Here is a 13,787-nt window from a genome sequence, read left to right on the forward strand (position 1 = left end):
ACTAGGGCGACTGTTCAACTTTCTCCGAGGGGGACCGGGTGGCGTACCTGCTGCTGGCGATGGCGATCTGCTCCGAGGTGGTCGGCACCGTCTCGCTGAAGCTCTCCGAGGGGTTCAGCCGGCCGCTGCCCTCGGTGCTGGTCGTGCTCGGCTACGGCGCCGCGTTCGCCGCGCTCGGGCTGGTGCTCAAGGCCGGGCTGCCGGTCGGCGTGGTGTACGCGATCTGGTCGGGGGCCGGCGTCGCGCTGATCGCGCTCATCGGCGTCGCCTTCCTCGGCGAGAGCATCACCGCGGTGCAGCTCGGCGGCCTCGCGCTGATCATCGGCGGTGTGGTGGCGCTGGAGCTGGGCGGCGCGCATTGACCGCCGGGACCGACGGCCGCCGCGCCAAGGGCGAACGCCGCAGGCGCGCGATCCTCGACGCCACCCTCCGCGTCGTCGAGCGCGACGGGATCGCCGGGACCAGCCATCGCGCCATCGCCCGCGAGGCGGGCGTGCCCGCCGCGTCGATCTCCTACTACTTCACCGGGATCGACGAGCTGCTGGTCGCGACGCTGCTGGAGAGCGTCGACCTGCTCGTCGCCGACATCGGGCGGATGCGCGCCCGCACCCCGGCGGACGCGGGCGCGTGGGCGCGGACCATCGCGGAGAACCTCGCGCTGCTCGTCGACGGCAGGCGGGCGCGGACCATCGCCGAGTACGAGCTGTACCTGCTGGCCGCCCGCAGGCCCGCGCTGCGCCCGGCCGCCCGCCGGTGGATCGAGGTCGCCGCGGGGCAGGTGGACCGCGGGCTCGACGTACCCCCCGAGGTGGTCACCGCCTTCTTCGCCGCGGTGGACGGGCTGCTGATGCAGGCGCTGATCGCCGACGAACCGCCGGGTGCCGCGGACTTCGAGCCGGTGCTGCGCTTCCTGCTCCGGCCGCTGGGCGCCGAGGTCGGCTGACCCGGTCGGGCGACGCACCCGCGATCATCCGGTCGGGGGCGGCTCGCGGTCGTTACCGTGCGGGCCGAGCTGGAGGTGCGTGGTGCGAACGGGACTCGCGGCCGCGGGTGCGGCCTGCCTGCTGGTGGCCGGGCTGGTCATCGGGTGCGACCGGGCCGAGCACGACGAGGTCGGCTGGCGCTGGAACGGCGGCGAGGTGCGCTGGGGCGGCGGGCGCGCGGACCGGGGCGAGCGGTCCGAGGTCATCGCGGAGCTGCCCGGCATCAGCTCGGTGCGCCTCGACCGCACCGACGGGGACGTGGTGGTCCGGCACGTGCCGGGCGGGCGCGGCGAGGTGCGCGAACGGGCCCGCGACCGGCCGCCGGACGCGGCGGTGCTGCACCGCGTCGAAGGCGGCGTGCTCGTGCTGCCCGGCTGCCCGGACGACTGCTCGGTGGACTACGAGGTGGACCTGCCCGCCGCGGTCCCGGTCGAGGGCGGCGGCGCCGCGGGAGCCCTGGAGGTCGACGGCATGGCCTCCGCCCGGCTCGAAGCGGGCGCGGGCGAGGTGCGGATCTCCGAGGTCGCCGGACCGGTGCGGGTGCGCAGCGGCGCGGGCGGCGTCGAGCTGCGCGAGCTCGGCGGCGACGTGGCGGTGTCCACCGGGACCGGCCGGATCGACGGCGAAGGGCTCGCCGGCGCGAACGTCGTGGCCGAGGCGCGCACCGGCTCCATCGACCTGGAGCTCACCGCGCCGCGCAGCGTGCGGGCCGAGACCGGGACGGGCACCGTCGCGGTAGTCGTGCCCGACGGCGCGTACCGGGTGGACGCGGCGGCGGGCCTCGGTTCGCAGGACGTCGAGGTGGCCACCGATCCGGGCTCGCCGCGACGGCTCGACCTGCGGACCGGGACCGGTTCGGTCCGCGTCTCCGCCGCCTGACGGCCGCGCGCCGGGTGCGTGACCCGGATCTCGACGGCTTCCCGGGAACTTCCGCCGCAGCTCAGGCGTTGTCCAGGCAGAAACGTTGAGCGAAGTGCGCTCAACCCGGTTTGACGACCGGAGCGGGCCGGGGGTAAAACTTGAGTCGGCAAGGCTCAACGGACTACCCGGTCCGGGGCGCAAGATCAGGGAAGCAGGAGGAACCATCCATGGCGCGAGCGGTCGGCATCGACCTGGGGACGACCAACTCCGTCGTTTCCGTCCTCGAAGGCGGTGAATCGACGGTCATCGCCAACTCCGAGGGCTCGCGGACGACGCCGTCCATCGTCGCCTTCGCGAAGAACGGCGAGATCCTCACGGGTCAGCCAGCGAAGAACCAAGCGGTCACGAACGTGGACCGCACCATCCGGTCGGTCAAGCGCCACATGGGCACCGACTGGAAGACGGACATCGACGACAAGGCGTACACGCCGCAGGAGATCAGCGCGCGAGTGCTGATGAAGCTCAAGCGCGACGCCGAGGCCTACCTGGGCGACGACGTCACCGACGCGGTGATCACCGTCCCGGCCTACTTCGAGGACGCCCAGCGCCAGGCCACCAAGGAGGCCGGCCAGATCGCGGGCCTCAACGTGCTGCGCATCGTCAACGAGCCGACGGCCGCCGCGCTGGCCTACGGCCTCGACAAGGGCGAGAAGGAGCAGACGATCCTCGTCTTCGACCTCGGTGGCGGCACGTTCGACGTGTCCCTGCTGGAGATCGGCGAGGGCGTCGTCGAGGTCCGCGCCACCAGCGGTGACAACCACCTCGGTGGCGACGACTGGGACGAGCGCATCGTCGACTGGCTGGTCGAGAAGTTCAAGACCTCCAACGGCATCGATCTGACCAAGGACAAGATGGCCTTGCAGCGGATCAAGGAAGCCGCGGAGAAGGCCAAGATCGAGCTGTCCAGCTCCTCCACGGCCAACATCAACCTGCCGTACATCACGGTGGACTCCGAGAAGAACCCGATGTTCCTCGACGAGACCCTGAGCCGTGCGGAGTTCCAGCGCATCACCTCCGACCTCCTGGAGCGCACCCGCAAGCCGTTCGAGGCCGTGGTGCGCGACGCGGGCGTGAAGGTCGCCGACGTCGACCACGTCGTGCTCGTCGGCGGCTCCACCCGGATGCCCGCGGTCACCGAGCTCGTCAAGGAGCTCACCGGTGGTCGCGAGCCGAACAAGGGCGTGAACCCGGACGAGGTCGTCGCCGTCGGCGCCGCCCTGCAGGCCGGTGTGCTGCGCGGTGAGGTCAAGGACGTCCTGCTGCTGGACGTCACCCCGCTGTCCCTGGGCATCGAGACCAAGGGCGGCATCATGACCAAGCTGATCGAGCGCAACACCACGATTCCGACCAAGCGCTCCGAGACCTTCACGACCGCGGACGACAACCAGCCGTCGGTGCAGATCCAGGTCTTCCAGGGCGAGCGCGAGATCGCGGCGCACAACAAGAAGCTCGGCATGTTCGAGCTCACCGGGCTGCCGCCGTCGCCGCGGGGCGTGCCGCAGATCGAGGTCTCCTTCGACATCGACGCCAACGGCATCGTGCACGTCAACGCGAAGGACCTCGGCACCGGCAAGGAGCAGTCGATGACCATCACCGGCGGCTCCGCGCTGCCGAAGGAGGACATCGACCGGATGGTCTCCGACGCCGAGGCGCACGCCGAGGAGGACAAGAACCGCCGCGAGGAGGCGGAGGCCCGCAACCAGGCGGAGACCCTCGTCTACCAGACGGAGAAGGTCCTCACCGACAACGACGAGAAGCTGCCCGAGGAGACCAAGACCAAGGTCAAGTCGGCCGTCGACGAGGTCAAGGAAGCCCTGAAGGGCGAGGACGTCGCCGCCATCAAGGCCGGGGTCGAGAAGCTGGCCACCGAGTCCCAGGCGCTGGGCCAGGCCCTCTACGCCGACGCGGGTGCCGACGCCGCGGCCGGTGCCGCCGGTGCGGCCGGTGCGGCCGGTGACGCGGCGGGTGCGACCGCCGGCGCCGGTGCGACCAGCGGTGGCGCCGAGGACGTGGTGGACGCCGAGATCGTGGACGACGAGGACGAAAAGAAGAAGAAGTGACCACCGAGAGCTCAGGCGACTCCGACCGGCAGCAGTCGCCGCAGGACGAACAGGAGCCGGTGGTGGTCCGGGACCGCAGGCGGATCGATCCGCAGACCGGTGAACCCCGGGCCGCCACCGAGCAGGGGCAGGTGGCGGAGAGCATGTCCGGCACGCTGGACGAGGAACTTGCCAAGGTCGGTGAAGGCGCCGCCGCCGAGGAGGCGCCCGAGGCCGAGGACGGTGCGGACGCCGAGCTGCGCAAGCAGGTCGACGAGCTCACCGAGGACCTCAAGCGGGTCACCGCCGAGTACGCCAACTACCGCAGGCGCACCGAGCGCGACCGCGAATCGGTCGTCAACGCGGCCAAGGCGTCGGTGGCCGGTGACCTGCTCACCGTGCTCGACGACCTGGAGCGGGCCGATTCGCACGGTGACCTCACCGGCGCGTTCAAGGCGGTGGCCGACAAGCTCGTCGGTTCGCTGAACAACGCGGGCCTGGTGGCCTTCGGCGCCGAGGGCGACGAGTTCGACCCGTCGGTGCACGAGGCCGTGCAGCACACGACCTCCTCGGAGGTGTCCGGACCGACCGTCACGACCGTCATGCGGCGTGGCTACCGGTTCGGCGACCGGGTGCTGCGGCCCGCCATGGTCGCCGTCACCGATCACGAGCCGGAAGCGGCGGCACCACCGGAGAGCGGTGCCGAGACCGGCGAGGACACGGCACAGTGAGATCACGACCCCGCTCGGCGGAACGCGGCACGACCGATACGGGAGGCCGCGTCCCGCGTGGCCTCGCCTGGCCATCGCGGCCGGGCGGGGTCGGGTTCGCGCCGACGGCGACGACCATGCCGGCCGAGGCCGGTGCAGTGCGACAGCGAAGCGGAAGGAGGGGCGCCCGGTGAGTGCCAGGGAATGGCTCGACAAGGACTTCTACGGCGAGCTGGGCGTCTCGTCCGACGCGAGCGCTGACGAGATCAAGAAGGCGTACCGGAAGCTGGCGCGGGAGAACCACCCCGACGCCAACCCCGGCAACAGCGCCGCCGAATCCAAGTTCAAAGCGGTCTCCGAGGCCTACGGCGTGCTCTCCGACCCGGAGAAGCGCAAGCAGTACGACGAGGCGCGCCGGCTGTTCGGCAGCGGTTTCGGCGGTGGCCAGGGCGGTTTCGGCGGTTTCGGCGGCGGCGCGGGCACCGGTGGCGCGGGCGGGTTCGACCTGGGCGACCTGTTCGGCGGTGGCGCCGGGCCGCGACCCGGCGGCGGTGGCGCCGGCGGGCTCGGCGCCCTGTTCGGCGGGTTGTTCGGCGGCGGTGGCGCCGGTCGCCGCGGCGGTACCGCCGGCGCGAGCAGGCCGCAGCGCGGCTCCGACGTGGAGACCGAGGTCCGCATCGACTTCGCCGAGGCGGTCCGCGGCGCGACCGTGCCGCTGCGGCTGTCCAGCCCGGCCACCTGCCTGACCTGCCACGGGTCCGGCTCGAAGCCGGGAACCCGGGCGCGCACCTGCAGCACCTGCTCCGGTGCGGGCCTGGTGACCCGGAACCAGGGCGCGTTCGCGTTCAGCGAGCCCTGCCCGGACTGCCGCGGCCGCGGGCAGATCATCGACGACCCGTGCCCGGACTGCCGGGGCGAAGGAGTCGCGACCCGCACCCGCACGTTGACCGTGCGGATCCCGTCCGGGGTCAACGACGGACAGCGGATCCGGCTGGCCGGTCAGGGCGAACCCGGGCGCAACGGCGCGGCGGCGGGTGACCTGTTCGTGGTCGTCCACGTCAACCCGCACCGGGTGTTCGGACGATCCGGTGATGATCTCACCGTCACCTGTCCGGTGACCTTCCCCGAGCTGGCGCTGGGCACTACGTTGACCGTGCCGACGCTCGACGGGAAGGTCTCGCTGAAGGTGCAGCCGGGCACCGCGAGCGGCCGGACGCTGCGGGTGCGCGGCAAGGGCGTCGGCCGGAAGGCGGGTGGCAGCGGTGACCTGCTGGTCACGCTGCAGGTCGCGGTGCCGTCCAAGTTGGACGACGCGGCGGCGGAGGCGCTGCGGTCCTACGCGGAGGCCACGGCGGACCACGATCCGCGTGCGGAGTGGGACGAGCTGCTCGGGAGGTAGTCATGGGTGACGGTCCACGAAGCTCGCGGCTGAACGTCACGATCGGATTCCCGCCGGGGGCCAACGAGGACACGCCGATGTTCGTGATCTCGGTGGCCGCGGAGCTCTCCGGGCTGCACGCCCAGACGCTGCGCAGCTACGACCGGCTCGGGCTGGTCTCGCCGGGGCGCACCCCGGCCGGCGGGCGGCGCTACTCGGCGCGGGACATCGCGCTGCTGCGCGAGGTGCAGCGGCTCTCCCAGGAGGAAGGCGTCAACCTCGCCGGCGTGAAGCGGATCATCGAGCTGGAGAACGAGGTGGACGCCCTGCGCGACAAGGTGCAGGGCCTGCTGGAGGAGCTCACCGCCGCGCACGCCGCGGCCGAGCAGACCGCGGCGCGGGTGCACGCCTCCTACCGCCGGGACCTCGTGCCCGTGCACCAGGAGACCGCCCTGGTCGTCTGGAAACCGGACTCCCGCCGCTGATCGTCCGCCCGGCCCCGCCGCGACGAGCTCGGACGGCGGAACCCCGGCGACCTCTGCGCGACCCGCCGCGGGCGCGCGGAGATCAGTCCAAGGAGAACGGGTCGTAGTGGATCTGGTCCAGCGGGACTCCCGTGACCAGCAGCTTCGACACCGTGGCGCGGACCATCGCCGGGGAGCCGCTGATCAGCACTTCCCGCTGCGACCAGTCGTGGCGGGCGACGGCGTCGGCCAGCGATCCCTGCTCGGCGCCGGTCGCGCTCGGGTCCTGCTCCAGGACCGGGACGACGGTGAACCACGGGTTGGTCATCGCCACCCGCTGCAGGTTCGCCAGGTCGTAGAGGTCTTCGCGGGTGCGGCCCCCGTAGTACAGCCGGACCTGCGGGTTCTCGCCGTACTGGGCGAGGTCCTCCACGATGGCGCGCATCGGGGCGAGCCCGGTGCCACCCGCGATCATCAGCACGTCCCGCGGGTTCTCCCGGTCCACGTGCAGCTGGCCCATCGGTGAGCCGATCCGCCACCGGTCGCCGCGCTGGGCGTGGCCGACGAGCGCGCGGCTGACCCAGCCGCCGTCGACGGCGCGGACGTGGAATTCGAGGACGCCGTCCTCGCCGGGCATGTTGGCCGGGCTCAGGTACCGCCACAGCCGCGGCCGCTGCGGGACTTCGACGCTGACGTACTGGCCGGGGTGGTAGGGCACCGGGTGATCGGTCTCGACCCGGATCACCGCGAGTTCGCGGTTGAGGCGGGTGTGGCCGATGACTTCGCCGTCGTACCAGGCGGGCCCGTCGTCCTCGTTCGCCGCGCTGATCATGGCGGTGGCCATCACGGTGTACGCCTCGGCCCAGGCGCGTTCGACCTCCTGGGTCCAGGCGGGCCCGGAGTGCTTCTTGATGGCGGCGAGCAGGGCGGTGCCGACGGCTTCGTAGTGCTGGGAGACGACGCCGAACTTCCGGTGGTCCCGGCCGAGCTGGTGCAGGAACGGCAGCAGGTCGTCGGGCCGGTCGATCATCTGGATGATGTGCACGAGCGCCCGCATCAGCCGGTCGCGGACGGTCTCCATGTTGGCGGAGAACAGCTCGCGGGTGTTCGGCGCGATGCTGAACAGCATGGCGTAGAAGAACCTGGCGACTTCGTCGGAACGAGCGTCGATGCCGGCCCAGCTCTCCCGGATCAGGTGGACCATCTGGCTCGCGCGTTCCGGTGTCGGCCGGTTCGGACGGGGGCCCGGGCTCAGTACGGCGTTCGCTGACATGGTTCGGTCGCGGTCTCCACGAAGTCGGTGGGCATCCGGTCAGGTGCACACTGCTGCATTGCGTGATGTCCCCCGACGTCGAGGACCATAACGCTTCGTCGTGTCCTCACACTATTGATGCCACGTTTGAGGGCGTTTCGACTACTCAACGTCGAGAAAGTCGGATATGTAGCGGGGAAACCTGCGTCTGATGGTGTGGGTCGTGTCGGTCACATGTCACTCTGTGCGCGTGCGTCCCGAAACTCAGACCGCCGAGCCCACCAGCGGCGGCCGCGCCGACCACGCGAACCGGCGGCCGACCGCGCCGAGCACCGCGCCCGGCCCCGACACGCCTCGCCGATCGCGCCGGAGCACCGAGGTCGACGAGCGCCCCGCGGCGGAACTGCCCGGCTCCACCGGCGAGCACCTGCTGCAGGAGGCCCACGGCACCGAGAAGCGGGCCCGGCGGTTCTACGACGACCAGGTCCTCGACCACCTCAACACCCGGATGCGCGAGTTCATCGCGCGGATGGAGATGGCGTTCGTGGCGACCGCCGACGGCGGCGGCGAGTGCGACGCCAGCCTCCGCGCGGGTCCGCCCGGATTCATCGAGGTCCTCGACGACCACCACCTCGCCTACCCCGAGTACCGCGGCAACGGCGTGATGGCCAGCCTCGGCAACATCAGCGAGAACCCGCACCTCGGCATGCTGATGGTCGACTTCACCGAGGACCTGATCGGCCTGCACGTCAACGGCACCGCGGAGATCGTCGAGGACTCCGACCTGCGCGCCCGGCACCCCGAGCTGCCCGTCGAGTTCGACCGCGGTCGCACTCCGGAGCGCTGGGTGGTCGTCGAGGTGGAGGAGGCCTACATCCACTGCCGCAAGCACATCCCGCGCATGGTCCCGATGTTGCGCAAGCGCAGCTGGGGGACCGACGACGCGAAGCGCAAGGGAGGCAGCTACTTCACCGACTGAGCCCCGGCGGAGCGGGCCGCGACCACCCCTGCAGTGGGAGGACACTGGGCGAAAGGGACACTGGTGCCGCGCGGAGCGACGCGCCAGTGCACGACGGCGGGCGGAGAACACAGCCGTGATCGAGCGGATCGAAACGCCGGCGAACGGCCCGGCCACCGGTGCGGGCGCGCCGGACCGGGAGCGCAGGGGCGCGGCCGAAGCGGTCGAGCGCGAACTCGTCATGATGTTCCGGCGCGCCCGCAACTTCTCGATGACCGTGGCCTCGCAGGTCCACCCGGACCTCGACCCGGCGTCCTACAGCCTGCTGCTGATGGTGGACGACGCGGGTTCGCTGCGCGGCATGGACGTCGCCGACCGGACCGGGCTGGACAAGTCGACGGTCAGCAGGCAGATCGCGACGCTCGTCGAGCTGGACCTGCTGGAGCGGGTGCCGGATCCGGACGACGGCCGGGCGCGCCGCATCCAGCTGTCCGCGTCGGGCCGGTCCCGGCTGGCGCAGGTCCGCAAGCAGCGGCGCAAGCACCTGCACGGCGAGTTCGCGCACTGGAGCACCGAGGACCTGCAGGACCTCTCCCGCCTCCTGGCAAAACTCAACCGCATGTTCTGATCTGCTCCTCTATGGGCTCGCCTTGCGTGGGGGTGGGGTGGCGGAACCTCAGCGGTCCCCTCGCTGCGGGATCTTTTTCCCGAGTGGCTCCGCCACGAGGGAAAAAGCTGTCCTCGCGAGGGAACCGCTGAGAACCCGCGGGTGGTCTTGTCGGTCAGGTGGTCGGCGGCTCAGCGGCTTCGCCGCTGACGGGAAAGAGGCACGACGCCGCCGGGCGGGGTCGAAGGCAGGTGGGGTTCGCGCGGCTCGTCGTCCGGCTGCGGTATTCCCGGCGGCGGGCGTGGGGCGTCCCACTCCTGGATAAGTTGCCTTCTGCAACTAACCTCTTTATAGTTGCGTGCAGCAACTAAAGGAGTGGCTCGTGGGACCGACACCGGAAACGTGCAGCGAACTGCTGCGGCCCCTCCGCGCGTTGATGGGGCTCAAGCAGACCGCGGTGCAGATCCTCAACCAGCAAGCCCGGACCGACCTGCCGTACGCGGCCAGCGGACTCCTCGGCGAGCTCGTGCACTGCGGGGAATCGCGGGCCTCCGAGCTCGCCGCGCACCGCTTCGTCGACGCGTCCGTGGTCAGCAGGCAGGTGTCCCAGCTCGAAAGCGCCGGGCTGATCACCCGCCGCGCCGACCCGCAGGACCGCCGGGTGTCCCTGTTGCGCGCCACCGAGGAAGGCGAGCAGGCGCTGGCCCGCATCGAGCGGCACCGCGCCGAATGGCTCAGCCACGCGCTCAGCGACTGGGACGACTCCCGCGTGCGCGACCTGGCCGAACTGCTCGACACCGCCGCCGCCGACCTCCGCCGCGCCGTGCTCCCCGAGCACCTCGCGGCCCACGAAGGAACCTCGCACCCGGCCCAGCCGCAGGTGCCCGCCGACGACCGACGCCCCGCCGCGTCGTCCCAGGAAGGAACTCGATGACCCGCTCGACCATCGGCGAAGCCCCGTCGACGAGCTCGCCGCCGACCGGCCGGCCCGCTGACGGCGAGTCCGCCGCGCACCGGGACGGCGGCCGCCACCAGGTCGCCGCCGACTCGCCCATGACGCACCGCCAGATCCTGGAAGCGATGTCCGGGCTGATGCTCGCGCTGCTGGTCGCGATCCTCAGCTCGACGATCGTGTCCAACGCCCTGCCGCGCATCCTGTCCGACCTCGGCGGCAGCCAGAGCCAGTACACCTGGGTGGTCACGGCGATGCTGCTGACCTCCACCGCCTCCACCCCGATCTGGGGCAAGCTCTCCGACCTGTTCAGCAAGAAGCTGCTGTACCAGATCGCGATCACCGTGTTCACCCTCGGCTCGGTGCTCGGCGGGTTCGCCCAGACGATGCCGCAGCTCATCGCGTTCCGCGCCGTGCAGGGCATCGGCATGGGCGGGTTGCAGGCCCTGATCCAGGTCGTGATCGCCGCGATGGTCTCGCCGCGGGAACGCGGTCGCTACAGCGGTTACATCGGCGCCACCTTCGCGGTCGCCACGGTCAGCGGGCCGCTCGTCGGCGGACTCATCGTGGACACCTCGTGGCTCGGCTGGCGCTGGTGCTTCTGGGTGACCGTGCCGATCGCGGTGATCGCGTTCATCGTCCTCGGCCGCACGCTGAAGCTGCCGGTCATCAAGCGGCCGGTGCGCATCGACTGGTTCGGCGCGCTGTTCCTCGTCGGCGGCGTGAGCCTGCTGCTGGTGTGGGTCTCGATGGCGGGCAAGCAGTTCGACTGGGCCTCGCCGGAGACCGCCGCCTACGTCGGTGGTGGCGTGGTCGCGCTGATCATCGCGATGATCATCGAATCGCGGTTCCCGGAACCGATCGTGCCGTTGAGCATGTTCCGCAACCCCACGGTGACGCTGGCGACCATCGGCACCGTCGCGGTCGGCACCGCCATGTTCGGCGGGTCGGTGTTCCTCGGGCAGTACTTCCAGATCGCCCGCAGCTTCAGCCCCACGCACGCCGGGTTGATGACGCTGCCGATGGTGCTCGGGCTGTTCCTGTCCTCCACCATCTCCGGGCAGATCATCTCCCGGGGCAGCGGCAAGGTGAAGCCGTTCCTGATCTTCGGCTCGATCGTGCTCGTGGTCGGCATGGGCCTGCTGGCGACCATGGACCACACCACGAACCTCGTGCTGATCGGGTTCTACCTGGCGCTGATGGGCATCGGCGTCGGCTCGCTGATGCAGAACCTGGTGCTGACGGTGCAGAACGTCACCACCGGCAAGAACGTCGGTTCGGTGACCTCGGTCGTCACGTTCTTCCGGACGCTCGGCGGTTCCGCCGGGGTGTCGGTGCTGGGCGCGGTGCTGGCCTCGCGGGTCACCGACTACGTCAACGACGGCCTGGCGCGGATGGGCATCCCGGTCGGCGCGGGCGGAGCGGGCGGCGGTTCGCTGAACGTGGACGCGCTGCCCGGCCCGATGCAGGAGATCGTGCGCTCCGCCTACGGCGACGCGATCGGCGACATCTTCCTGGTCTCCGCCTGCATCTCGGTGATCACGCTGCTGGCGGTGGTGTTCATCAAGGAGGTCCCGCTGCGGCGGACCATCGAATCCCAAGACGAAGTCCGGGTGGAAACTGTGGACAACCAACCGCTTCCTGTGGACAACTCGGTCGGCGCGGAGACGACGCCGCTCACTCGCCAGAGTGGTTCCGCGCAGCTTGCAGGGGGGTCGCACGCGGCGGCACCGCACTTCGGCGAGCCTGTGGACAACTCTGTGGGCAACCACTCCCGTTCCTGGTCAACGACGCAAGCGAGCGCCGGGAGCAACGGGAACGGGCGGCACCTGGCCGGCGATCTCGCCGGAGCCGGGACGAGCGGCGGCGGGCTGTACGTGCAGGGGTCCGCGCAGGACTCCACCGGCAACCCGGTCGCCGGGGTGGTGCTGACCCTCACCGACTCGCTCGGCAGGCAGGTCGAGCGCGCCCGCACCGACGCCGACGGCGGCTACCGGCTCGACGTCCCCCGCGGCGGCACCTACGTGCTGATCGCGGCCGCCGGGACCTACCAGCCGACCGCCTCGATGGTCGTGGTCAGCGACAAGCCGGTCCGCCACGACGTGCGGATGTTCGGGTCCGGCGGGGTCGGCGGCGTCGTGCACTGCGGCGACCGCGAGATCTCCGGGGCCACCGTGGTGCTGACCGACCTGCGCGGCGAGGTCGTCGGCTCCCTGGCCAGCGGGCCGGACGGGAGCTTCGCGTTCACCGACCTCGTCGGCGGCTCCTACGCGCTGACCGCCACCGCCGAGGGCTTCCGCCCGGTCGCCACCCCGGTGGCCGTCGCGGACGGCGAGCGGGTCGCGCTGGACGTGGAGCTGGAAGCGGGGGCCGCACTGACCGGCGTGGTGCGTTCGGCGAACCTGGGGCTGCCGGTCCCGGACGCCCGGGTCACCCTGCTCGACGCCGCCGGTGAGGTCGTCAGCGCCGTCACCACCGACGCCGAGGGCGGCTACGCGTTCACCGACCTGCCCGACGGGGACTACACGGTCATCGCCACCGGCTACCCGCCGGTCGCGGCACCGCTGCGGCTCGCCGGGGCGCGCACCACGCACGACGTCGAATTGGGGCACTGAGCATGACCGCGGTGCGGAGCGGAAGGAGCGGTACGCAGGTGAGCGGAGCCGGATCGGTGACGGCGCAGGTGCGCACCGGGGACGGGTGGCCGGTGCCGGGAGCTGCGTTGACCCTCATCGACGGGGCGGGCGCGCAGGCCGCGCGGGTGCAGACCGCGGAGGACGGCGCCGCCGTCGCCGACGGGCTCGCACCCGGCACGTACACGGCGATCGTCACCAACCTCGGCTACGAGCCGCTGGCCCGGACCACGCTGGTCCGGGACGGGCAGGAGGCGGCGCTGGGCGTGCTGGAGCTGAGCCGGGCGGGCGGCAACGAGCTGCCCGCGCCGGGGACCTGGGTGATCGATCCGGCGCACTCGTCGATCCGGGTCAGCGCCCGCCACCTCGGCATCACCAGCATCCACGGGCGCTTCACCGAGTTCAGCGGGGAGGTGCGGGTCGGCGACCCGATCGAGTCCACGGGCGTGGCGGTGCGGATCACCGCGGCCAGCGTGGACACCGCCAACGAGCAGCGGGACGCGCACCTGCGCACCGCCGACTTCCTCGACGTGGAGCAGCACCCGGAGATCACGTTCACCGCGACCGGGCTGCGGCCCGCGGGCGGTGAGCGCTGGGAGCTCGCCGGTGAGCTGACGCTGTGCGGCGTCACGCGGCCGGTGGTGCTGGACACGCACTACGCGGGCGTCGGGCCGGACCCGTGGGGCGGTTCGCGCGCCTCCGCGTCGGCCACCGCGGAGCTGCGGCGCGAGGACTTCGCGATCACCTTCAACCAGGCGCTGCGCACCGGCATCGCCGCGATCGGCACCACCCTGCGGGTGGACATCGACGTGCAGGCGGTGCGGCAGGACTGAGCCGGAGACCTCGCGGCGCTCCCGATCCCGGACGGGGCCGGGCCGGAGCGGCCGCGC

13 protein-coding genes are annotated in these 13,787 nt (G+C 71.7%); 12 read left to right on the forward strand and 1 reads right to left on the reverse strand.

Going from position 1 to position 13,787, the window contains the following annotated elements:
• Nucleotides 1-38 precede the first annotated feature (38 nt).
• From LCD33_RS16315 to LCD33_RS16345, 7 genes are all read left to right on the forward strand, one after another.
• Nucleotides 39-362: a multidrug efflux SMR transporter gene (locus LCD33_RS16315; protein WP_224960064.1), complete on the forward strand. Its 324-nt coding sequence runs from the start codon at nucleotides 39-41 to the stop codon at nucleotides 360-362.
• Complete coding sequence (locus LCD33_RS16320; RefSeq protein ID WP_224960063.1) at nucleotides 359-943, forward strand: TetR/AcrR family transcriptional regulator; 585 nt, start codon at nucleotides 359-361, stop codon at nucleotides 941-943. Before LCD33_RS16315 ends, LCD33_RS16320 begins: the two co-directional genes overlap by 4 nt.
• A gap of 82 nt (nucleotides 944-1,025) precedes the next feature.
• The gene (locus LCD33_RS16325; RefSeq protein ID WP_224960061.1) at nucleotides 1,026-1,862 is read left to right on the forward strand and encodes a hypothetical protein; all 837 of its coding nucleotides are present in this window, start codon (nucleotides 1,026-1,028) and stop codon (nucleotides 1,860-1,862) included.
• 209 nt (nucleotides 1,863-2,071) lie between these two features.
• Entirely contained in the window at nucleotides 2,072-3,964 is a 1,893-nt protein-coding gene (dnaK, locus tag LCD33_RS16330) for a molecular chaperone DnaK (RefSeq protein WP_224967329.1), read from the forward strand.
• Nucleotides 3,961-4,674: a nucleotide exchange factor GrpE gene (grpE, locus tag LCD33_RS16335; RefSeq protein ID WP_224960059.1), complete on the forward strand. Its 714-nt coding sequence runs from the start codon at nucleotides 3,961-3,963 to the stop codon at nucleotides 4,672-4,674. Before dnaK ends, grpE begins: the two co-directional genes overlap by 4 nt.
• Before the next feature lie 169 nt (nucleotides 4,675-4,843).
• Nucleotides 4,844-6,052, forward strand: coding sequence for a molecular chaperone DnaJ (gene dnaJ, locus LCD33_RS16340; protein ID WP_224960058.1), 1,209 nt, complete (start codon nucleotides 4,844-4,846; stop codon nucleotides 6,050-6,052).
• 2 nt (nucleotides 6,053-6,054) lie between these two features.
• Nucleotides 6,055-6,516, forward strand: a complete 462-nt coding sequence (locus LCD33_RS16345; protein WP_304612897.1) for a heat shock protein transcriptional repressor HspR — start codon at nucleotides 6,055-6,057, stop codon at nucleotides 6,514-6,516.
• Nucleotides 6,517-6,598: 82 nt separating this feature from the next.
• Here the strand turns inward: LCD33_RS16345 and LCD33_RS16350 are convergent, their stop codons facing one another.
• A complete protein-coding gene (locus LCD33_RS16350; protein ID WP_224960057.1) occupies nucleotides 6,599-7,699 on the reverse strand; it encodes a globin domain-containing protein in 1,101 nt (366 codons plus the stop codon).
• Between the two features lie 298 nt (nucleotides 7,700-7,997).
• Here LCD33_RS16350 and LCD33_RS16355 point away from each other — a divergent pair, with 298 nt between their 5' ends.
• From LCD33_RS16355 to LCD33_RS16375, 5 genes are all read left to right on the forward strand, one after another.
• Nucleotides 7,998-8,726 carry a pyridoxamine 5'-phosphate oxidase family protein gene (locus tag LCD33_RS16355; RefSeq protein WP_224960056.1) on the forward strand — a complete coding sequence of 243 codons (729 nt, stop codon included), beginning with the start codon at nucleotides 7,998-8,000 and terminating at the stop codon, nucleotides 8,724-8,726.
• A 115-nt stretch (nucleotides 8,727-8,841) separates the two neighbouring features.
• Nucleotides 8,842-9,333, forward strand: a complete 492-nt coding sequence (locus LCD33_RS16360) for a MarR family winged helix-turn-helix transcriptional regulator (protein WP_224960055.1) — start codon at nucleotides 8,842-8,844, stop codon at nucleotides 9,331-9,333.
• Between the two features lie 361 nt (nucleotides 9,334-9,694).
• A complete protein-coding gene (locus LCD33_RS16365) occupies nucleotides 9,695-10,246 on the forward strand; it encodes a MarR family winged helix-turn-helix transcriptional regulator (protein WP_224960053.1) in 552 nt (183 codons plus the stop codon).
• Nucleotides 10,247-10,365: 119 nt separating this feature from the next.
• On the forward strand, nucleotides 10,366-12,879 hold the full coding sequence (locus LCD33_RS16370; RefSeq protein ID WP_224960086.1) for an MFS transporter: 2,514 nt from the start codon (nucleotides 10,366-10,368) through the stop codon (nucleotides 12,877-12,879).
• 38 nt (nucleotides 12,880-12,917) lie between these two features.
• Nucleotides 12,918-13,730, forward strand: coding sequence for a YceI family protein (locus tag LCD33_RS16375; RefSeq protein WP_224960051.1), 813 nt, complete (start codon nucleotides 12,918-12,920; stop codon nucleotides 13,728-13,730).
• Nucleotides 13,731-13,787: the final 57 nt, after the last annotated feature.

Source organism: Saccharopolyspora sp. 7B, assembly GCF_020177435.1.
Lineage (GTDB): Bacteria > Actinomycetota > Actinomycetes > Mycobacteriales > Pseudonocardiaceae > Saccharopolyspora_C > Saccharopolyspora_C gregorii.

What these genes read in the sequence shown, in the direction of transcription:
- dnaK (WP_224967329.1), top strand. Translation starts at nt 2,072, where the DNA reads ATGGCGCGAGCGGTCGGCATCGACCTGGGGACGACCAACTCCGTCGTT.
- LCD33_RS16345 (WP_304612897.1), top strand. Translation starts at nt 6,055, where the DNA reads ATGGGTGACGGTCCACGAAGCTCGCGGCTGAACGTCACGATCGGATTC.
- LCD33_RS16350 (WP_224960057.1), bottom strand. Translation starts at nt 7,699, where the DNA reads ATGGTCCACCTGATCCGGGAGAGCTGGGCCGGCATCGACGCTCGTTCC.
- LCD33_RS16370 (WP_224960086.1), top strand. Translation starts at nt 10,366, where the DNA reads ATGACGCACCGCCAGATCCTGGAAGCGATGTCCGGGCTGATGCTCGCG.